Origin of the sequence: Acaryochloris marina S15, from assembly GCF_018336915.1 — a bacterium.
In the GTDB taxonomy this organism is placed as follows: domain Bacteria; phylum Cyanobacteriota; class Cyanobacteriia; order Thermosynechococcales; family Thermosynechococcaceae; genus Acaryochloris; species Acaryochloris marina_A.
In genome coordinates this window covers 5,625,233-5,642,962 of sequence record NZ_CP064923.1, presented here as the reverse complement: position 1 = coordinate 5,642,962, position 17,730 = coordinate 5,625,233, and the positions used below count along the sequence as shown (strand labels likewise).

Annotated in this window: 15 protein-coding genes; 5 read left to right on the top strand and 10 right to left on the bottom strand. The window is 47.6% G+C overall.

What is annotated here, in order from left to right; all coding sequences use genetic code 11:
- Positions 1–3: 3 nt before the first annotated feature.
- The 7 genes from I1H34_RS25745 to I1H34_RS25715 form a co-directional block, all read right to left on the bottom strand.
- Complete coding sequence (locus I1H34_RS25745; protein WP_212663689.1) at positions 4–237, bottom strand: hypothetical protein; 234 nt, start codon at positions 235–237, stop codon at positions 4–6.
- Between the two features lie 112 nt (positions 238–349).
- On the bottom strand, positions 350–1,012 hold the full coding sequence (locus I1H34_RS25740) for an NAD(P)H-dependent oxidoreductase (protein ID WP_212663688.1): 663 nt from the start codon (positions 1,010–1,012) through the stop codon (positions 350–352).
- A 358-nt stretch (positions 1,013–1,370) separates the two neighbouring features.
- The gene (locus I1H34_RS25735; RefSeq protein ID WP_212663687.1) at positions 1,371–2,849 is read right to left on the bottom strand and encodes a leucyl aminopeptidase; all 1,479 of its coding nucleotides are present in this window, start codon (positions 2,847–2,849) and stop codon (positions 1,371–1,373) included.
- Positions 2,850–3,163: 314 nt separating this feature from the next.
- Complete coding sequence (locus I1H34_RS25730) at positions 3,164–5,389, bottom strand: molybdopterin oxidoreductase family protein (RefSeq protein ID WP_212663686.1); 2,226 nt, start codon at positions 5,387–5,389, stop codon at positions 3,164–3,166.
- Between the two features lie 327 nt (positions 5,390–5,716).
- Positions 5,717–7,525 (bottom strand): iron uptake porin, encoded by a 1,809-nt coding sequence (locus I1H34_RS25725; protein ID WP_212663685.1) that lies wholly within the window; start codon positions 7,523–7,525, stop codon positions 5,717–5,719.
- A 390-nt stretch (positions 7,526–7,915) separates the two neighbouring features.
- A complete protein-coding gene (locus tag I1H34_RS25720) occupies positions 7,916–9,508 on the bottom strand; it encodes an MFS transporter (RefSeq protein ID WP_212663684.1) in 1,593 nt (530 codons plus the stop codon).
- Positions 9,509–9,583: 75 nt separating this feature from the next.
- The gene (locus tag I1H34_RS25715) at positions 9,584–11,500 is read right to left on the bottom strand and encodes a ferredoxin--nitrite reductase (protein WP_212666445.1); all 1,917 of its coding nucleotides are present in this window, start codon (positions 11,498–11,500) and stop codon (positions 9,584–9,586) included.
- A 243-nt stretch (positions 11,501–11,743) separates the two neighbouring features.
- On the opposite strand from I1H34_RS25715, the gene I1H34_RS25710 reads away from it, so the two are divergent.
- The 4 genes from I1H34_RS25710 to I1H34_RS25695 all read left to right on the top strand — a co-directional run bounded on the left by I1H34_RS25710 (position 11,744) and on the right by I1H34_RS25695 (position 14,429).
- Positions 11,744–12,952, top strand: a complete 1,209-nt coding sequence (locus I1H34_RS25710; RefSeq protein WP_212663683.1) for a HEAT repeat domain-containing protein — start codon at positions 11,744–11,746, stop codon at positions 12,950–12,952.
- Between the two features lie 119 nt (positions 12,953–13,071).
- Entirely contained in the window at positions 13,072–13,332 is a 261-nt protein-coding gene (locus I1H34_RS25705) for an AbrB/MazE/SpoVT family DNA-binding domain-containing protein (RefSeq protein ID WP_212663682.1), read from the top strand.
- Positions 13,320–13,649 (top strand): type II toxin-antitoxin system PemK/MazF family toxin, encoded by a 330-nt coding sequence (locus I1H34_RS25700; RefSeq protein ID WP_212663681.1) that lies wholly within the window; start codon positions 13,320–13,322, stop codon positions 13,647–13,649. The genes I1H34_RS25705 and I1H34_RS25700 overlap by 13 nt, the downstream gene beginning before the upstream one ends.
- Positions 13,650–13,967: 318 nt before the next feature.
- Positions 13,968–14,429: a hypothetical protein gene (locus I1H34_RS25695; protein ID WP_212663680.1), complete on the top strand. Its 462-nt coding sequence runs from the start codon at positions 13,968–13,970 to the stop codon at positions 14,427–14,429.
- A gap of 54 nt (positions 14,430–14,483) precedes the next feature.
- Here I1H34_RS25695 and I1H34_RS25690 read toward each other — a convergent pair whose 3' ends face one another.
- The 3 genes from I1H34_RS25690 to I1H34_RS25680 form a co-directional block, all read right to left on the bottom strand.
- A complete protein-coding gene (locus I1H34_RS25690) occupies positions 14,484–15,173 on the bottom strand; it encodes an HAD family hydrolase (RefSeq protein ID WP_249369636.1) in 690 nt (229 codons plus the stop codon).
- 23 nt (positions 15,174–15,196) lie between these two features.
- Positions 15,197–15,400: a hypothetical protein gene (locus I1H34_RS25685; protein ID WP_212663679.1), complete on the bottom strand. Its 204-nt coding sequence runs from the start codon at positions 15,398–15,400 to the stop codon at positions 15,197–15,199.
- A gap of 151 nt (positions 15,401–15,551) precedes the next feature.
- The gene (locus I1H34_RS25680; RefSeq protein WP_212663678.1) at positions 15,552–16,961 is read right to left on the bottom strand and encodes a chloride channel protein; all 1,410 of its coding nucleotides are present in this window, start codon (positions 16,959–16,961) and stop codon (positions 15,552–15,554) included.
- A 477-nt stretch (positions 16,962–17,438) separates the two neighbouring features.
- Between I1H34_RS25680 and I1H34_RS25675 the strand changes: the two genes are divergently transcribed.
- Entirely contained in the window at positions 17,439–17,702 is a 264-nt protein-coding gene (locus I1H34_RS25675; RefSeq protein WP_212663677.1) for a Mo-dependent nitrogenase C-terminal domain-containing protein, read from the top strand.
- Positions 17,703–17,730 lie beyond the last annotated feature (28 nt).

The following is a 17,730-nucleotide window of genomic DNA, read 5'->3' as shown; positions in this document are numbered from 1 at the left end:
GCGTTATCGAGGGAGGTGAAGAGAGACAGGCTGGGGGGATGGCGTCTGGGGCTTGGATTTAAACTGATGCATCACGGTCATGATTAAGGGAATCGTGAACAGCACAAATAAGCCAATCGCAGCCCATTGGAAAATAGCAGGACGACGACGCCCTTTGGTTGGAAATTCGCAACTGAGGCAAATTTCTGCTTCAGTACTATTTAAAGCACCACAAACTTGACAGGGTTCTAAGGCCATGGCGAAACACCCATAGATGTTTTTCTCATCTTAGTCTAGACAGATTTGCGGGTTGAATAGACTGGAACGATGAGATCTCTAGATCAAATCTTGCCTCTAAACAAGCTATGCCTTAAGAAATATGGACCACGATCTCTTCTTGCTTGTACCTGACTTTAGGGAGAGTGGCATATTTATCTTCGGCATGACGATATCCCACAGGACAGGCTAGGACTGTGCGGTATTCAGTCTCAGTAAGGCCTAGGGCTTCATCATATTTGGCAGGAATAATGCCTTCCATGGGGCAAGTATCAATACCCAGTACTGCGGCGCTGGTCATTAATTGGCCTAAAGCAATATAGACTTGCCGGGTTGCCCAATTATCCGCATCGAAGTCAGGGTTATTGGGATTGGCTAAAAAGTTTTTGATGACGTTGGCAAATCCTGTTAAGGTTTCCGCCTCAACTTGGCGAACTTCCGCTGTTCTGTGGATGTAGCGATCCACATCGTCTGCATTGGCTGATTTTTTAATGGCGAGCACAACTAGGTGGGACGCATCAACCACTTGAGTCTGGCCAAAAGAATATTCCACTAGCTGCTGGCGGATTTGCGGGTTGTGGACCACAAAAAATTTCCAGGGTTGTAGTCCAAATGAAGAAGGGGTGAGGACCAAACTTTGCTCGAGGGCATCCCAAGTGGCTGCGGGTATTTGTTGGGCTGGGTCAAATTGTTTGGTGGCGTAGCGCCATTTCAGTTGGTGAAGGAGCTGTTCTGGGGTAAGGATGGAATCACTCATAAAAAAATAGGTTAGAGATGGGTAGACGCTAAGAGCATTACATAGTTGTACGCTGTGAAAAGTTTGCTCATCATTCAGAGCGCGCTGAGAGCCTTTACAGGCCGTCTTTATCAGAGAAATATCTAGGCTATGGTTGGATGTATCTCATGTCAACACTCCTTCTATACAGGGCGTTATGGCGCCTGACAGGCACAAGCTGTATCGTGATTTTTACGCTGGACAGGTTGCATTCGCTAACCCTCATCAGTCGATATTTTAGATCTAGGATGCGTCAGCTGATGAAACCTGTCCAGGATGCTGCTTCAGGCGGGTATTGATGCTGCCTTAGTAGGCATCAATCCATAGGACAATCCACTGATTACCCCATTACCCAATTGACCAGGGTTCGCACGGCAAAACCCGTAGCACCCACATTGAGATAGCCATTTTCTTTCTCAGTCCAGACTGGGCCTGCCACATCTAAGTGCGCCCAAGGGGTTTTCTCAATATATTGTTTGAGGAATAAAGCGGCTGTAATCGAGCCACCAGGACGAGGACCCGTGTTTTTCATATCGGCGATGGGAGATTTTAGTCCCTCAAAGTACTTTTCCTCTAGGGGCATTCGCCAAAACTTCTCTCCTGCCTGGTCAGATGCTTGGGTCAGCTCTTCTGCCAAGCTGTCTTCTGGGGTCCACATGCCGGCAATGTCATGGCCTAAGGCGACGATACAGGCTCCGGTCAAGGTGGCCAAGTCAACGATGGCATCGACGCCTTGTTTTTCGGCAAAGACCAAGGCATCGGCTAGGGTGAGCCGTCCTTCAGCATCTGTATTGTTGATCTCGATGGTTTTGCCATTAGATGCCGTCAAAATATCGCCGGGACGGAGGGCATGACCACTAATCATGTTTTCGGCAGCTGCGACGATGAAATGAACTTCAACATCGGGTTTTAGTTGGCCAATCGCTTTGGCAGCTCCCAAAGTAGCACCAGAACCCGCCATATCCATTTTCATAGTTTCAATGCCGCTGCCCCCGACCTTGAGATTGAGGCCGCCGGAGTCAAAGGTGACGCCTTTACCCACAATTGCCAGCTTGCGGCGAGGGGTGCCACTGGGCTTGTAGGTCAGGTGGATGAATTTGGGCGGCAAGTCAGAAGCGAGAGAAACACCCAGAAAAGCTCCCATGCCCTGAGCTTCGCATTCTTCTCGTTCTAAAACCTCTAGGGTCAGGCCGTGGTCGGCGGCGATTTGGGCTGCGGTTTCTGCTAAAGCACTGGGGGTGACGACATTGGCTGGGGCTGCCACGAGTTCACGGGTCAGCAGGACCCCTGTACAAATCTGCTGGGCTGTCTCAATGGCGGCAGCTTGATTGGCCAAACCTAACAGGTTGATGTCGTGAGGGTATTCCCCAGACTTTTGGGCTTCTGGATCAGACTTAAAGCGAATATCTTGATGCAACGCAAGTTCAATGCCTTCTGCCGTGGCTTGGGTCGAGGCTGCAGCATCGTCGTTCCAAAGGGGTAACTGCAAGCCTGCAGAGGCCGCTTTTTGCTTTTGGGCTGCTTTGGCAAAGGTGGCGGCGGCTTGGCGAAGACTATCTAATGTGAACGTTTCTTGGGAGCCAAGGCCAATGAGCATGACTTTGCGGATAGAGCCTTTTCCTGCAATTCGGGTCCAGGGCTGTTCCCCAGCCTTGCCTTGAAATTCAGTTTCACTCACTAGATCTTGTAGGACGTCCCTGAGGGGTTGGTTTAGCTGAGTTAAATAAGCCTCTATTGTTGTGGAATCTTCAAAAAAACCAATGCCTAAATAATCGCCTGACCAGTCTGCAGCTACTGTATCAATTGCCTGAATCTTCATCCTCAACCCATATCCTTCAACGCTGAATGTTCAAACCGTAAGTGGTTGACTTTGCGAGATTTTCCTCCCAAAAGCCAAGCCGTAGTTCTGATCATAGCAATCAGTTCCGTCGAGAACACATGTCTGTCTGGCTAGATAGATAAGCAGCTCTGAAGGATGTTGCATCACCCGTCTGAATTGATCGGAGTTTTGGGTTCCCCCAAGCCTGACTGGGCTGAGATGACTGCCCTAAGATTTTTTGAGGGCAGTCATTTTAGGGAATTCTCCTGGCAGACTTCTAGTCGCCGAGATACAGGCCATTGCTATAGATCGCTTTAAGAATGGGAAGGAGCGACGAGGGATGCAGCAGGTCGCTCCACAGCATTTTCTTCAGAATCTGCAGGTAAAGCGCTAGCGGGGATAAGCTGAACGGCACAGGCTTTCAGCTCTGGTTCTAGAGAGATGGGACAGGCTTCAGGATGGGTTAAGGCATTCACCTCAGCATGTTTGGCCCATAAAGCTCCCCAATGCATGGGAATGAAGACGGTGCCAGGGGCAATGGCTTTGGTAATTTTGGTGGGAACGCGAGCAAAGCCACGACGCGATCGCACTTCCAATACTTCCCCCTCCTGAATGCCAATACGGGCGGCATCCCGAGGATGGATCTCAACGAAGGGATTGGGATACATCCCGGCCACCTTCTCAATCCGTCCCGTGCGGCTTTGGGTATGCCAATGACCGTAGAGGCGGCCCGTCGTTAGTACAAAAGGATAATCAGGGTCGGGGGGTTCAGCCAATCCTTTGGCATGAAAGGATGAGAACCGGGCCCGGCCATCTTCTGTGGGAAATCGATGATTGGTATAGAGTCGTTTGCCGGTTGCGGTGGCATCGATGGTATCGCCTAGAGCACAGGCGGGAAAGGGCCATTGAATGGGGCCATTTTTCAGGAGATCATGGCTGAGGCCGCTCATATCGCAGATGCGATCGCGGGTTAGTTTCACAAACTCGGTATACACCTCTGCAGAATTGGCAAAGGCAAACTCCCGCTCAAACCCTAAGCGACGTCCGACTTCAGCAAAAATGTCCCAATCAGCTCGGGCTTCTCCTACGGGCTCTCGAAAAGTAGGACAATAGGTGACTACGCGTTCGGAATTCGTCATGATGCCCGTTTTCTCGCTCCACTGGGCTGCCGGTAGCAACACATGGGCATAATCGGCCATTTCTGTGGGATAGTAAGCATCCTGACAGATCGTAAACCGAGATTTCAATAACGCCGCTTTGGTGCGTTTAATATCTGGCATACTAACAGCGGGATTGGTTGCAGCTACCCAGAAAAAACCGACGCTTTGGTTTTCTAGACCTAGAATCATATCCCAAGCTGTTAAACCGGGCTGAGGAGAAATACTACCTTCTGGTAGTTGCCAAGCTTTTTCTACATCCTGACGATGCTGAGGATTCTTGACGACCCGGTACCCGGGCAGAATATGAGATAATCCACCCGCTTCACGGCCTCCCATGGCATTCGGCTGCCCGGTTAAGGAAAAGGGGCCTGAACCAGGTTTACCGATGGTGCCCGTCATCAAGTGCAAATTAATGATGGTGCGGCATTTGGCAGTCCCTTCCGTTGATTGATTGACCCCCATGGACCACAGGGATAGCACTCGCTGGGATTCGCTCCAGTATTGGGCTGCTTTTTCGAGTTCATCGACACGAATGCCACAGTCTCTGGCGACTAATTCCGGTGGATATTGACTGATAACACTAGCAAAGCTGGCGAAACCAGAAGTACATTCATCAATAAAAAGAGAGTCAAACTTCCCCCAACGCATCAGCAAGTGGGCAATGCCGTTGAGCAAATTAATATCTGTGCCAGGCTTAATGGCCAGATGCAGATCGGCTTTCTCTGCTGTTTTGGTACGTCTAGGGTCAACCACAATCATTTTGACGTGGCGGTTTTTCTTGTGATGCTTGAGCAACCGATTAAAAACGATCGGATGACATTCTGCTGTATTAGTCCCGATTAAAAAAGCACAGTCCGTCAGCTCCAAGTCGTCATAGCAAGGAGGTGGGCCATCAGAGCCAAAACTTTGGATATACCCTGCCACTGCAGAAGACATGCAAAGACGAGAATTGGCATCAAAATTATTAGTGCCTAGACAACCTTTCAATAACTTTTGAGCGATGTAATAATCTTCGGTTTGAAACTGCCCGGAGCCATACATGCAAATGGCGTCTGGACCTTGGTTGGCATGAACGGTTTTAAGTTCACTCACCACCCGCTCTAAAGCTTCGTCCCATGTGACCTGCCGAAACGGTTGGTCTAGAGAATCCCGCATCATCGGGTAGCGCAGCCGATCTTTATCTAATGCGCCGGCAACCGTTGCTCCTTTGACACAAACTTGGCCCTTGCTGGAAGGGTGGGCTTGATCGCCCCGCACTCGCCAGATGGGGGTTCCCGCGCTATCTCGATTGACAGGCTTACCTGGCAAAGCCGGAGGCAGTACTTCTAATCCACAGCCCACACCACAGTAAGGACATAAAGTTTTGACAGGTTCAGTCATAACTGTTTTGTATTAATCAAGGATCAGAGAAAAAAATTGAAATAGCAATCCAACATCATTATCATCAACATTTCAGGCAAAAATTGTAAGATTAGCTACGGTTCCTGATCTGCGTAATGCGTTCTCAACATTGTTTGTATGCACTTTAATCATGCCCCTGTAAATGCACTAATTTTGCAATAAAGCCCATGTGATCGATCTTCAAGCCTGGAGACCGTGTTGTGGAGTTAGAAAAACTATCCCAAAAATTAGAGAAGGTAAAAAAATTAGGGAACGAAAATTTTTCGTTCCCTAGGTCATCAACTTCTATCTATTCTGAGGAGGCGTTTAGAACTTAAATGTCGTCCGAATGACACCAACTAAGATGTCACTGTTGGCGGAGTTGCCTTCAGGATTAATGAGATAAATCACGCCAGGCGTAATGGTGATGAAGTCATTAACAGGGAAGGAATATAAAGCTTCCAAATGGAAGGTTTGATCGGGGTTCTCCCTAGCAGCGACATCATTATTAATTACTGTTGGCGGTACTCCAACAATTAAGCCACCGGTGGCTCCTTCCATCCCGAGATCAGGAAAGGCAAAGTTAATGGCAGCATTGATAATGTCTGCTTTATTGGTGGTATTGTCTTCGCGGGCAATCGTATAGCCAAACCAACCGCCTACAGCGACCCAATCTGCTAATTTGAGGGTTCCTTCAAAGCCGAAGGAATCACCAGTAATATTATTAGCACCGCCAAAAGGATTATTGGAAAAGACGGTTCCTGTGCCAAACCTCATTAAGCCATCAGGGGCTTCATTACGGACATAGGTTAAGCCAACCTGAGACCCTTCTGTGGGTTTAATGCTGAGTTGAGCTAAAGCGCTATAGGTCCCACCAAATAACCCACCTTCATTTTCGCCATTGGCCAAGGCCGTGGTTGTTGCTTGGTTAGCACGACCCGCTAAGTAGCCTAAGTCAAGGCGAAAATCATTTTCTTTGTTGAACATGTAAGAGGTGCCGACGCCCGCAACATTGGGAATAGCAACCGTACCAATTCGATAGATGGGGTTGCGCTCACCAAAGAATGAGAGGGCACCTTTACCACCACCAAATCCTTCAAAGTAAGGGTTGACGGTGGTGGCGTAGTAATGGTGGAAGGCCGCATTGGCAAAGACCGTAACATTGAGTTTGTCACCAATGGGGAATTTGTAGTCTAAGCGATCGAGGATAACGCTGTTGTTGGTGTTGCCGGTGTCAAAGGCAACCCGAGTTTGCAGAGTCCCTGTATTGTCAATAATTCCAGGGATAGCACCGTCGCTAAAGTTGACAGGACGATTAGAGGTTTGTAGTCGGGTATATAACCGATCTTTACCGGTAAAGCTGGTGATGAAATTTAAACGGGTTCTCTGGTTTAGAGAGACTCGCCCACTAATATCAGCACCAGTAGTGGCGTTATCGCCAGCAACACCACTGAAAGCAAAAATAGCTTCCCCGTTTAATTTAGTGGTGGTAGAGAATTGTTGGGATTCTACGGTTGCGACTCTCGCTTCTAAACCATCGACGCGGCCTCTAAGGGTAGCGAGTTCAGCGGCAAATTCATCTTGCAACGCTTTGAGGGCATCCAAATCTTCTTTCGTGGCAAACCGATTGCTCAAGTTATCTAAGCAAGCATTGACCAACGCCGCAGCTTCACGTCGCGACATGGCTCGACTGGGACGAAATGTACCGTTGGGGTAACCAGCCACACATCCATAGCGTTCCACCAAAGACTGAATGGCTTGGAAAGCCCAGTCATCAGGCTGTACATCAGACAGTTGGGAGACAGACGTTACCTGACCAAGAGAGGCGTCAGAGGCATGCAAACTCGGATCCGAAGGAAAATACGGATCGTTTTGATTGCCAGCGATGTCTGCAATAGAAGTAGGGGGACTGGCTAGAGTGGGTGTTTCCACTGCTTGCGCGAGTTCCAGGGCCTCATCTACAGACGGTAGTGTTGTAGGGATGACTTCCTCACTGGGAGCGATGTCCAATTGTTCAGCCGTAACATCAAGATTAGATGTCTCGGGTGCTGCTTGGGCAGGAATGCAATTGACCATTGCAATTCCTAAAACGCTGGTATTAAAAAGTAGCCGATACCAGGACAAACGTTTTGACATGTTGTTTCAGTAACCTCACACCGAATTATTGAGCGGAACTTGAAGAATATTAATTAAGTTCAGCGTCCGCTAAGTGTAATGAATACCTCTATCCCGATTTGTATCTCTTCGAACAAATAAGGATAAAGATATGAATAATTCGCACAAATTATATGCATTTTTCGCATATAAAAATGGACATATTTATAAATCTTGAGGTAAAGATAACAATCTTTCTCTAAAAATAATTGATGTCTAAATTATGAGTCTATTGAGTTACTATCAGCCTTTAGTTCAATGAATGAACAAGATTTTTGCCAACAAAAAACGAGAGATTTGTAGATTGTACAAATCTCTCGTTTTTGCCAAGAGTAACCTGAATTTTGATATCCGTTAAAGATGGATATCTATCTATGGAGTAGTTGGATATTTGATCCCTACAGGGCTATTAGTTGATGTTTCTTCCCCTTCATGACTTTCAGCAAAAGAGCCTTGAGGCTCTTCTAGGAAAAAGATACAGAGGAAAGCGACAATCAAACCGGTAGTTCCTAGAACCTGGAAAAAGCTAGAGTTCACAGCAGCCATATTGGGAGTTGCACCAGCTCCATCTACGAATAGCAGGCGAGTGGTGAGGTAGGCAACAGCGCCAACATTACCGTAAGCGCCGACGTTGCCAGCGATTTGACCTGTGACTCTGCGCTTAACTAAAGGCACAATCGCGAAGGTAGATCCTTCGGAGGCTTGGACGAAGAAGGAACAGGCCATTGTCAATAGTACGGCTGCGGGTAGCCACCAATTGCTGGTGACTTGGCTCATGAGTAGATAACCAATGCCCATGCCGCCCGTGAGAATAACCATCGTCCACTTTCGGCTACCCATTTTGTCAGAGATAATACCGCCACCAGGTCGGGAAACCAGGTTCATAAAGGCATAGCTAGAAGCAATAATACCGGCCATGGCTTTGTCGAGGCCAAAGGTTCCTTCAAAGAAAGCAGGGAGCATAGTTACAACAGCTAGTTCAGAACCAAAATTAACAATGTAAGTCAGTTCTAAGATGGCAACTTGCTTAAACTTATAGCGGTCTTCAGGAGCATAGCGCTTCCGGCCTGAGAGCAAGTCTTTATTGGCACTCCAGCAGTTGTAAGACTGGAAAGCATAGAGACCAAAGAGAGCTACCCAGGTAATGTACATGGCGGATGGGGTCAAGAAATTGACTTTATTTAATCGCCAAGCCAGTACCATCAAAATGGCAGTTAAAGGAATGTTCATCACCATCAGGAAGTAGAAGTCTCTGACAGAAGTGACTTCTAGACCTCGAGCACTTTTAGGACGTTGATAAACTTTTCCAGGAGGGGTATTTTGGACATTGGCATAGTAGATGAAGCCATAAATCGCAGCGATGATACCCGAGCCGCCAATGGCTGCTCTCCAGTTCAACACTGAGCTAGAGAAAGATAAACCCAAAACAGTAAAGGTTTGAGCTTCGCCAAAGTTGAAAGCACCTGGAATGAAGCTTAAGGCAGTTGCAACCAGAACCATGGTAAAGGCGGAGAAGGCAGAACCAAAGTTACCCCATCCTCCATAAATGCCTTCTGCTGTTCCCACTTCTTTGGGGGGAAACCACTCGGCAGTCATGCGGATGCCAATCACAAATCCTGCCCCCACAATACCCATGAGCAATCGGCCAATCACCAATTGAGTAAAGCCTTGGGCGGTAGCAAAAATTAAACAAGGAATGGCTGCATACATTAACAGCAGAGAGTAGGTCAAACGCGGTCCATAACGGTCTAACACCATGCCAATGATGATGCGGGCAGGGACCGTGAGGGCAACATTACATAGACCAATGGTTCCAAGCTGTGGCTTTGTGAGCCCAAATTCTTGGCCAATCGTGGTAGCAAAAGGTGGGAAGTTAAACCAGACCACGAAGGACAGGAAAAACGCAAACCAAGTCATGTGTAGGATTTTGTAGCGGCCCTTAAACGACCACATTTCTGTCAACATGCATTCTTCTCCAAAACAGGAATGAAAAAACTAAATCAGCTAAAAACGACGCGATAAGCCAAAAACAAACTTAAACTAGGCATCCAAGACTACTTTGCCGACTGGGTAGGCAATACAGGTCAAGATATGCCCTGATGCGGCATCATCTTCTCCTAAGCCGTCTGGATCGGCTTCGTATCGGAATTCACCCTCAACGAGCTTGGCGACGCAGGTGCCACAACTGCCAGACTGGCAACTGCTTTCAATCTCAACTCCGGCAGCCTCCGCAATTTCTAATATGGATTGGCTGTCATCACAGTTGACCTCCTTGCCAGATGCTGCAAACTGAACCACAGCGGGCTGGGCCGCCGAAGCGGGTGTAGCCACTGGTGCAGGAGGCGCTACTGCCGGAACGACAGCAGCAGGGGGCGCAGAACCGTTCTGGCTCACCGTGCCGTGCAAACTGCGTTGACGTGAAAGTCCGGCCATCCCTTGGGATGGGCGGGGAGTGGATCGGGGTTGAGCGTCAAACTGTTGAATGAGAATATCTTTTAAGACGCCTCTGAGCTCGTCACAGGGAATGGCTTTCTGGACTTTTTCACCGAGTACGGCATCTTTACCGACTTTGCCTCCCATGAATAAGTCCACGGCTTCGACGGTCTTGCCATCCTTGCGGGTTTTGGTGCCCATTAAGCCAATATCTGCGACTTGGGGTTGACCACAGGAATTCGGGCATCCAGTCCAGTGAAAACGCACGGGTTTAGGGACTTCTAGCTCATCTGCTAGGTCATTAATCACCGCTACGGCTTGGTTTTTGGTTTCTATCAGAGCAAACTTACAAAACTGGCTGCCGGTACAGGACACCAAGGCCCGTGTGAGGGGATCGGGGTTGATGGAGAAGACCTCTAACAAAGGCTCTTGTAAAAAGGAGTCAAGACGAGAATCGGGAATATTGGGAATGAGGACATTTTGCTCAACGGTGAGCCGAATTTCACCACTGCCGTAGACTTCGGCCATCCGGGCAAACTCGAACATATCGTTGGCATAGAGACGACCCACGGGGACGTGCATGCCCACAAAGTTCAAGCCAGGTTGTTGCTGGACATGGACGCCAATATGGTCCCGTTTGTCCCAGTCAAATTCATCTTTGTCGGCTTCGGATTGGAGGGTGACACCCATCTGGGTTTCTACAGCCGCTCGGAAGCGTTCGACGCCCCATTCTTCGATGAGCCACATCATCCGAGATTGGTGGCGATTGGCCCGTGAACCATTGTCGCGGTAAACAATCAGAATGGCTTCGCTGATATCGACTACTTGGGTGTGATCGACCCAAACATTCATTGAAATAGCGGGGGCACAGCGCTTAGCCGAAAAGAAGCCACCGACGACAACGTTGAAGCCTAGTTTTTCGTCTTTGTAAGCCGGAACAAAGGCAATATCATTGATTTCGGCATGGACGGAGTTGTCGCGACCACCTGCGATCGCAATGTTGAATTTCCGAGGCAGATTGGTGAAGGCGGGGTTGCCCTGACTGTTATTGGTGATCATGTCCTGGACTTTGCGGACCAGACCGCGGGTATCAATCAGTTCATTGGCATCCAGGCCAGCGACGGGGGATCCGGTAATGTTGCGGACGTTGTCCATTCCCGATTGCATGCTGGTCAAACCCGCCTGCTGGAATCGATTAAAAATATCGGGGATATCTTCGATGTGAATACCGCGCAACTGGATATTTTGGCGAGTGGTAATATCGGCATAGCCATCTTCGCCATACTGCTGAATCACTTCAGCCAAGACGCGCATTTGGCCGCCGCTGAGAATACCGTTGGGCATCCGCATCCGCAGCATGAACTTGCCAGGGGTGACGGGGCGGAAGAATAATCCAACCCATTTGAGGCGTTGGGTGAGGTCGGTGTCATCCATGGCTTCCCAACCGATCTGGGCAAAGTGGGACAGTTCAGGCAGAATTGCCAAACCATCTTTTTCCGCTTTGAAGCGCTCAAATTTATTCATTTTGGGCGCGGCTGGGGCGGTATTACTCACGTTTGATCCTTTTGAACTCGCGTCATTACCAATCAAAAATTGAACATCATCAATTTCTGCGATTGGGATACTAACTTAGCGACTCCAATGGCGATCGTTCGTATCCGTCGTTACGAAAGTGATAGCCTATATGTAGTTTCTGCAAATCAGATATGCTGAAATTGCATATCTATCGACAAATTGTTTAATCAGTTTGGAGAGAATAGCAGTGGCATGCAATCACCAACCGCTGTGAGTGAACTCATATCCGTTTTAACGAAGCTAGAACAAGGAGATTTCGCATCTCGTTGGGAAACGGCTAAGCAAATTCCTGACTTTGGAGAACCAGCAATCACGTTTTTGGTTGATCTTCTCCAGAACAACGCCGATGATCCTGAGCTGCAATGGTTTGTGGCCCGAATCTTAGGCGAGTTTAATCATGCGGATGCCGTGATGGCATTAACGCAGCTATTGCAAGAAGCGGATGATGATGATGTTGCTGAAATCGCCGCCCAAATGCTGGCCCAAATTGGCCCACAATCTATAGATGCATTAGCCACATTACTGGAATCATCCCCTGCTCGGGGGCTGGTGGTCTCTGCGTTGTCGCAAATGCAAGATGCAGTGATTGTGCCGATCTTAATCAAGGCGGTTGCTGACGAAGATGCATCGGTTCGCCTGCAGGTGATCGAAACGCTTGGCCGATTTCATGATCCACAAATTATCCCAGTCTTACTCCAGGGATTAGCTGATTTAAGTGCCCAGGTTCGCCAAGTTGCGATCGCAAGTATTAGTTATCGTGCTCACCTCTTCTATGAGCATGATCATGATCCGGTGGCGTTGATTCAGCCGTTTCTCACTGATGTGGATGTCCAAGTCTGCCAAGGGGCGGCGTTGGCCCTGGGACGGTTGGGTACTGATACGGCTGCTCAGGCGTTACGGATGACGGCTAGTGCTGACAATATCCCTGCCCCCTTCAAGCTAACGATTATTCAGGCCCTGGGCCAGATTGGTAATGACCAGTCTGTGCGGTTTTTACAGAAGCTTTGGCCCCATACAACGTCTGCCCTGCAGGTGATTGATGATGAGAATTTGACCCTAGCAGAAGCGATTATTAAAGCGTTAACCCTCCATCGCCAACCAGAATTGCAAGGGGTGTCTACTCAGGCTTTGATCTATTGTTTGCATCATCACCCCGGTGCGGATCTGACCTTAAATAAAACGATTGCCAGTGCCCTGGGGCAATTAGGTGATACGACAGCGATACCAGAATTGATACGGCTATTAGGGATTGCGGATATGGGGGTGAGACTCCATGCGATCGCAGCCCTCAAACAAATCTCTTCAGAGCTTGCCTACACTAAGCTCCAGGCTTTAGCAGAAGACGATACGGTGGAAAAAGATGTGCGAGACGGAGTTGCGATCGCACTCCAAGAATGGTGAGTAGATTTAGCTGAGATTACACTCAAACCAATTCCTCTTAGCCCGTTTTGCACGTCACTGGACAGCAATTTTCTAGGTAGCTACAATGTAATCACGTTGATGATTGTAAGCATTCCAAGATGGATACAGCTATTAGGACCCGCATCGTTAAAATTGGCAACTCCCAGGGTATTCGCATTCCCAAGCTTTTATTAGAGCAAAGTGGTCTCAATGGAGAGGTTGAGATTACCGTGCAAGGAGACTGCTTAACCATTCGTACTGCTGAATGTTCTCGTGCTGGGTGGGATGCAGCTTTTGCTTCCATGGCCCAACATCATGACGATGTGTTTTTAGATGAAGTCAACACTACCGACTGGGATGATACTGAATGGGAGTGGTAGTCAAGCGTTTTGATGTGTTTCTAGTTAACCTCGATCCGACAGTAGAGAGTGAAATTCAGAAGACGCGACCGTGTATTGTGATCTCTCCTAACGAGATGAACCAATACATTGCCACAGTGATCATCGCTCCCATGACCACAAAAGGAAGGCAATATCCAACGCGTGTTGCTTGCCAATTTCAGGGAAAAGATGGACAAATTGTTTTGGATAAAATTCGCACAGTTGATAAAAAACGATTAGTCAAAAAGCTAGGTCAGATCAATCAAGATGAGCAGCAAATGCTCTTATCGATCTTGACTGAAATGTTTGCTGAATAGACTGGATATAGCCAGTACAGCTTGAATTTGACATCACTCATCAGAAACATAAAAACTCAGAATATTCTATTTTTCAGTTATCTAAAGTGATAAAAGAAGGATAAAACCGAGAAGAAAATCTTTTTGGGAATTAGATGTGAAGTTGGCCAGGACAGTAAAAGTATCGATATTGAAGTTCCTCATAGTTTGGCCGCAAATTTGAAGTGGTTCAATGAACTGCCAATTTTTGATGAAGCAAGACATCTATTTGATTAGAGTGTTCTTTCTACCCAGGTTTAGTTGGGCTTTTCAGTAGGTCGTCAAGATTACAGAACGAACATGAATCAGTTAACCATCACTCGTTTTAACGGTACTGAAGTATTTCCGATTGAATCTGCCCATTTATTCACGGTTAGAGAAAGTGACAATCTCACACTCTGGTTTGAAATTGAAGCCACAGAAGAGGGGGCTCACTTCAATGCAGATACATCGGTATACCCGGCCCGGCCCAGTGCTGAGCTTGGCATCAAATTGGCCCAATTTGATGCCTCAAAGCTTGTAGGACAAAAGTTCAAGCATCCTGGAACATCAAACGATGACGAAGATGCATGCTCTGCGCTGTTCTACTATTACGAACATCAACCTTTGCGTGATAATCTCGTGTCGATATTGTCTCAATCCAGCAATATCTTCAAAATTTGTTGGATGGCCCGTACACAAGATGTCAATTTCTATGACGGCAGTAAACCAGATGCCAAACTTGAGATCAATGCTGACTTCATGTTGAAATCTACCTTCTAAGTTGGCACAGAACTCATACCCACACCTGTATTGGTAACCGTTCTACCCGATTCTTCAACCGGCAAGCGTTTCCACAATAGATGGCAGGCTTCTTAGATCTGAACAAATCCCATGGGCACTTCTACACTCAGGGTATAAGGCGGTTGTCACAAAAATGGTATGCAAGCCCGCGTTGATTGCACCGTTGATATCCGAGATCGGATTGTCTCCAACGTAAATCGTTCTTTGCGGAGATACCCCGAGTTCTTGGCACCCAAGCAGAAAGATTTTAGGGTCTGGCTTGCGGAGGCCAACTGCTTGGGAAATGATGACGCTCTTGAATAATGATGCTATTCCCAACGCTGTGAAATTGCGTTCCTGAAAGGGTGACATCTCATTGGAGATTACACCAAGTTTGTATTTCTTCGAGAGTTGTTGAATAGCCTCAATTCCCCCCTCTCTTGGAACAGCAAAAGCACAAAAACAGGTTTCATAGACGCCCAGCAACTCATTAACAGACCACTCTGTCAAAGTGAACTCATCAATGAGAGCAGCGTAGACTTTATCTTTCCAAAGGGTGCCATTTGCATCTAGCTCGATAAAGCGAGCAATGAAATCCAATTTATTCTCAAGGTATGGACTTAGCATGCTGTGACATTGCCAACTGATGAAGTCTCGTAAAGACCGTTCACGATCCAGCAGCGTTTGATCGAGGTCAAAGATCACAGCATCTATATGACGTTTCATGAGTAACACCAAGGTCATGCCTTCAGGAAGAATGCTACTTTCTAGCCACTTTTGGCTAATACTACTGCCCCAAAGCTGAGGGCAATCAGAAATACTAAAACAATGGGCAGGAAGACGAGTATGCCATCCCGGTTAAAGCGGAGAGGTTGGTTTTGAGACTTCATTAGCAAAACCATACCTCCCACACCCATCATGATCCAGATAAATCCAAATCCCAGAAACAGCGCAAAAATGGAATCCGACATTATGTGTCTAATGGTTAGTTATAAACCACTTGAGAGAATACAACCATTATGACCAAGCTTGACTGAGTCGTTCAGAAATGGATATTGCTTAACGCAATGGTTGGAACTCCCAAATTTTGTCAGAACGATAGGATGGCAGGCTTGAGCAGCCCTACTCGATTGCTAGAGATGCGGGACTAGACGTCAAGCTAGGAGTCAATTCAGAGGTTGACAGAGCAGGTGTTGGAAATCCTTCTAACTCTCGGGACCGTTGGGTTTTGATCATGGCAATTTGGCTTGTCAGTAAAAAGCTCACAAAGCTAGCAATCACAATGACGGGCAGCATCGCCGTACCAGACAACACACTGAGAATAATGCTAGTGCTCACGGGAGTTTTCGTCACCGCCACATTCACCGCAGCCATTAAGCAGACCATGCCCAATGTGGGATGAACCTGAGGCACCATCAGGGAAATCGCTAGACCGACATTTGCACCAATGAAAAATAGAGGAAAAATAAATCCACCTAAAAAGCCAGAATGGAGCGTCACGCTAATGGCAAACATCTTGGCTACTGCGATCATTAGCAAAAAGCTAATCCCTAAGGTTGCGCCCGTTTCAATCACTGTATGAATCTGCTCTTCGCTGAAAAATAGCGTTTGGGGAAAGGCCAAGGCAATTAAACCAATGGTTAGACCTCCCAGGGTGGCTAAGAGAATTCGAGAATGTTCTAGGGGAGCGAGCAAATGGCCCACCAAGCGAAATATGCCGATAAACATCACTGCAACACCAGCACCAATCACTCCCAGCACTAATCCTTCCAGTAAGTTGATGGGTGTTAAAGGTGGCACTGTTTCGAAATGATAGAAACCGCCGATGGTCATGCCAGTATTGATGCGAAAGACAGCAAAGGAAAAAATCGCGGAAACGACGGCTGGGGCAATCGCTTCGTAATATTCCAGACCCTTACGATGGGGAATTTCTAAAGCGAATAGGGCGGCACCAATGGGCGCTCCAAAAAAAGCACCCAAGGCTGCACTCATGCCACAAAAAGTCAGCACCCGTACCGAAGTGGTAGTGAGCTGCAATTTTTCTCCCAGCCAGCTACCAAAGCTACCATTCACCTGAACCAAAGGTGCTTCTGGCCCAGCACTACCCCCTGAGGTAATTGCCACCAAAGACGCAATAATCATAGCTGGGGTTTTGCGGATATCAATTTTGCCAGGGCTGTGAATTTTATCGACGACTTGGGCCATCTCTCCTGGCAGGCCCATAAAGAACAGAACAAGCCCGACGCAGAAGCCACCGATGGTAGAGGCAATCCAAACGTAGTGTTTTTGAGGGAGCCAACTGGGAAAATAGGGTACTACCCGATCGGGTATGGTATGCCAAACGCCATGCATCAGGGTTTCTAAAACAAAGTAATACGCTGTGGCAACCAGTCCCCCAAATACACCAATGAGAGCGGCATACATGACCAATTGAGAGTAGGTCAGTTCGCGTTTTTCTACCGCTTCAGGGGATGTGGACGGGACCGAAAGTGGATGTTGTTCGTCTGGGCCACTGGCTAGGGTCTGTGTCATCAATGCTCAATCTCCATCTACCGATTGGCAGTCATCGACTGCCAAAACAATTGCCTTGCATTTGAAGGGTATTTAGGCAGATTACGGAGAATTTCCCTTGACTTTCGTATCTATACACACCAAGACGGCAGTGTGCTAGCAAGAGCTACATGCATTTCATGCAGAATCTACATGTACAAGACAGGTGGTCATACCCTCATAAGGCAGTACACCTGAGCATGGCTAGAGAAACCTGAGCCAATGCTGTCACAAAAAATTCTTTTGCACTCTGTAGTGACGAATACTGAATTTTTTGGGCTTAATTATAGGATGAAGAGTGGCAATATTTCCTGTGGCAACAAACGAACGTGATGATAGCGATTAGTCAGTCACGCTATTCTCTGAGCAAAACGCTTCAGGCCAATACCAAGCCTCATTATTTATTCTCAATTTTCACAGAAGTAACCATTGTTGCTCTGTGACCAGGAGCCTACAGTCGTGATCAAATTCAATATCCACCTTCTAGATGGCATACGCCACTGGCTGGAAACGATTCATGTTGATGATCGTCGCCAAGCCAATTGGCTTTGTCGATTTATACCTGCCCAGTGCCCGTTTGCGCGAACCATTGCAGTGTTTGGACATCCGGTGATGCGCATTCCGCCCCTGTGTAAGCTGAATCCGTTCTATGAGCAGCTCACATTTTTAAGATTTCAAGCCTTATGCTTCCTGGCGGAGCAAAACACTGAATCACTCGCATAATATCCAGTCCAAATAAACCCTCTGGGGG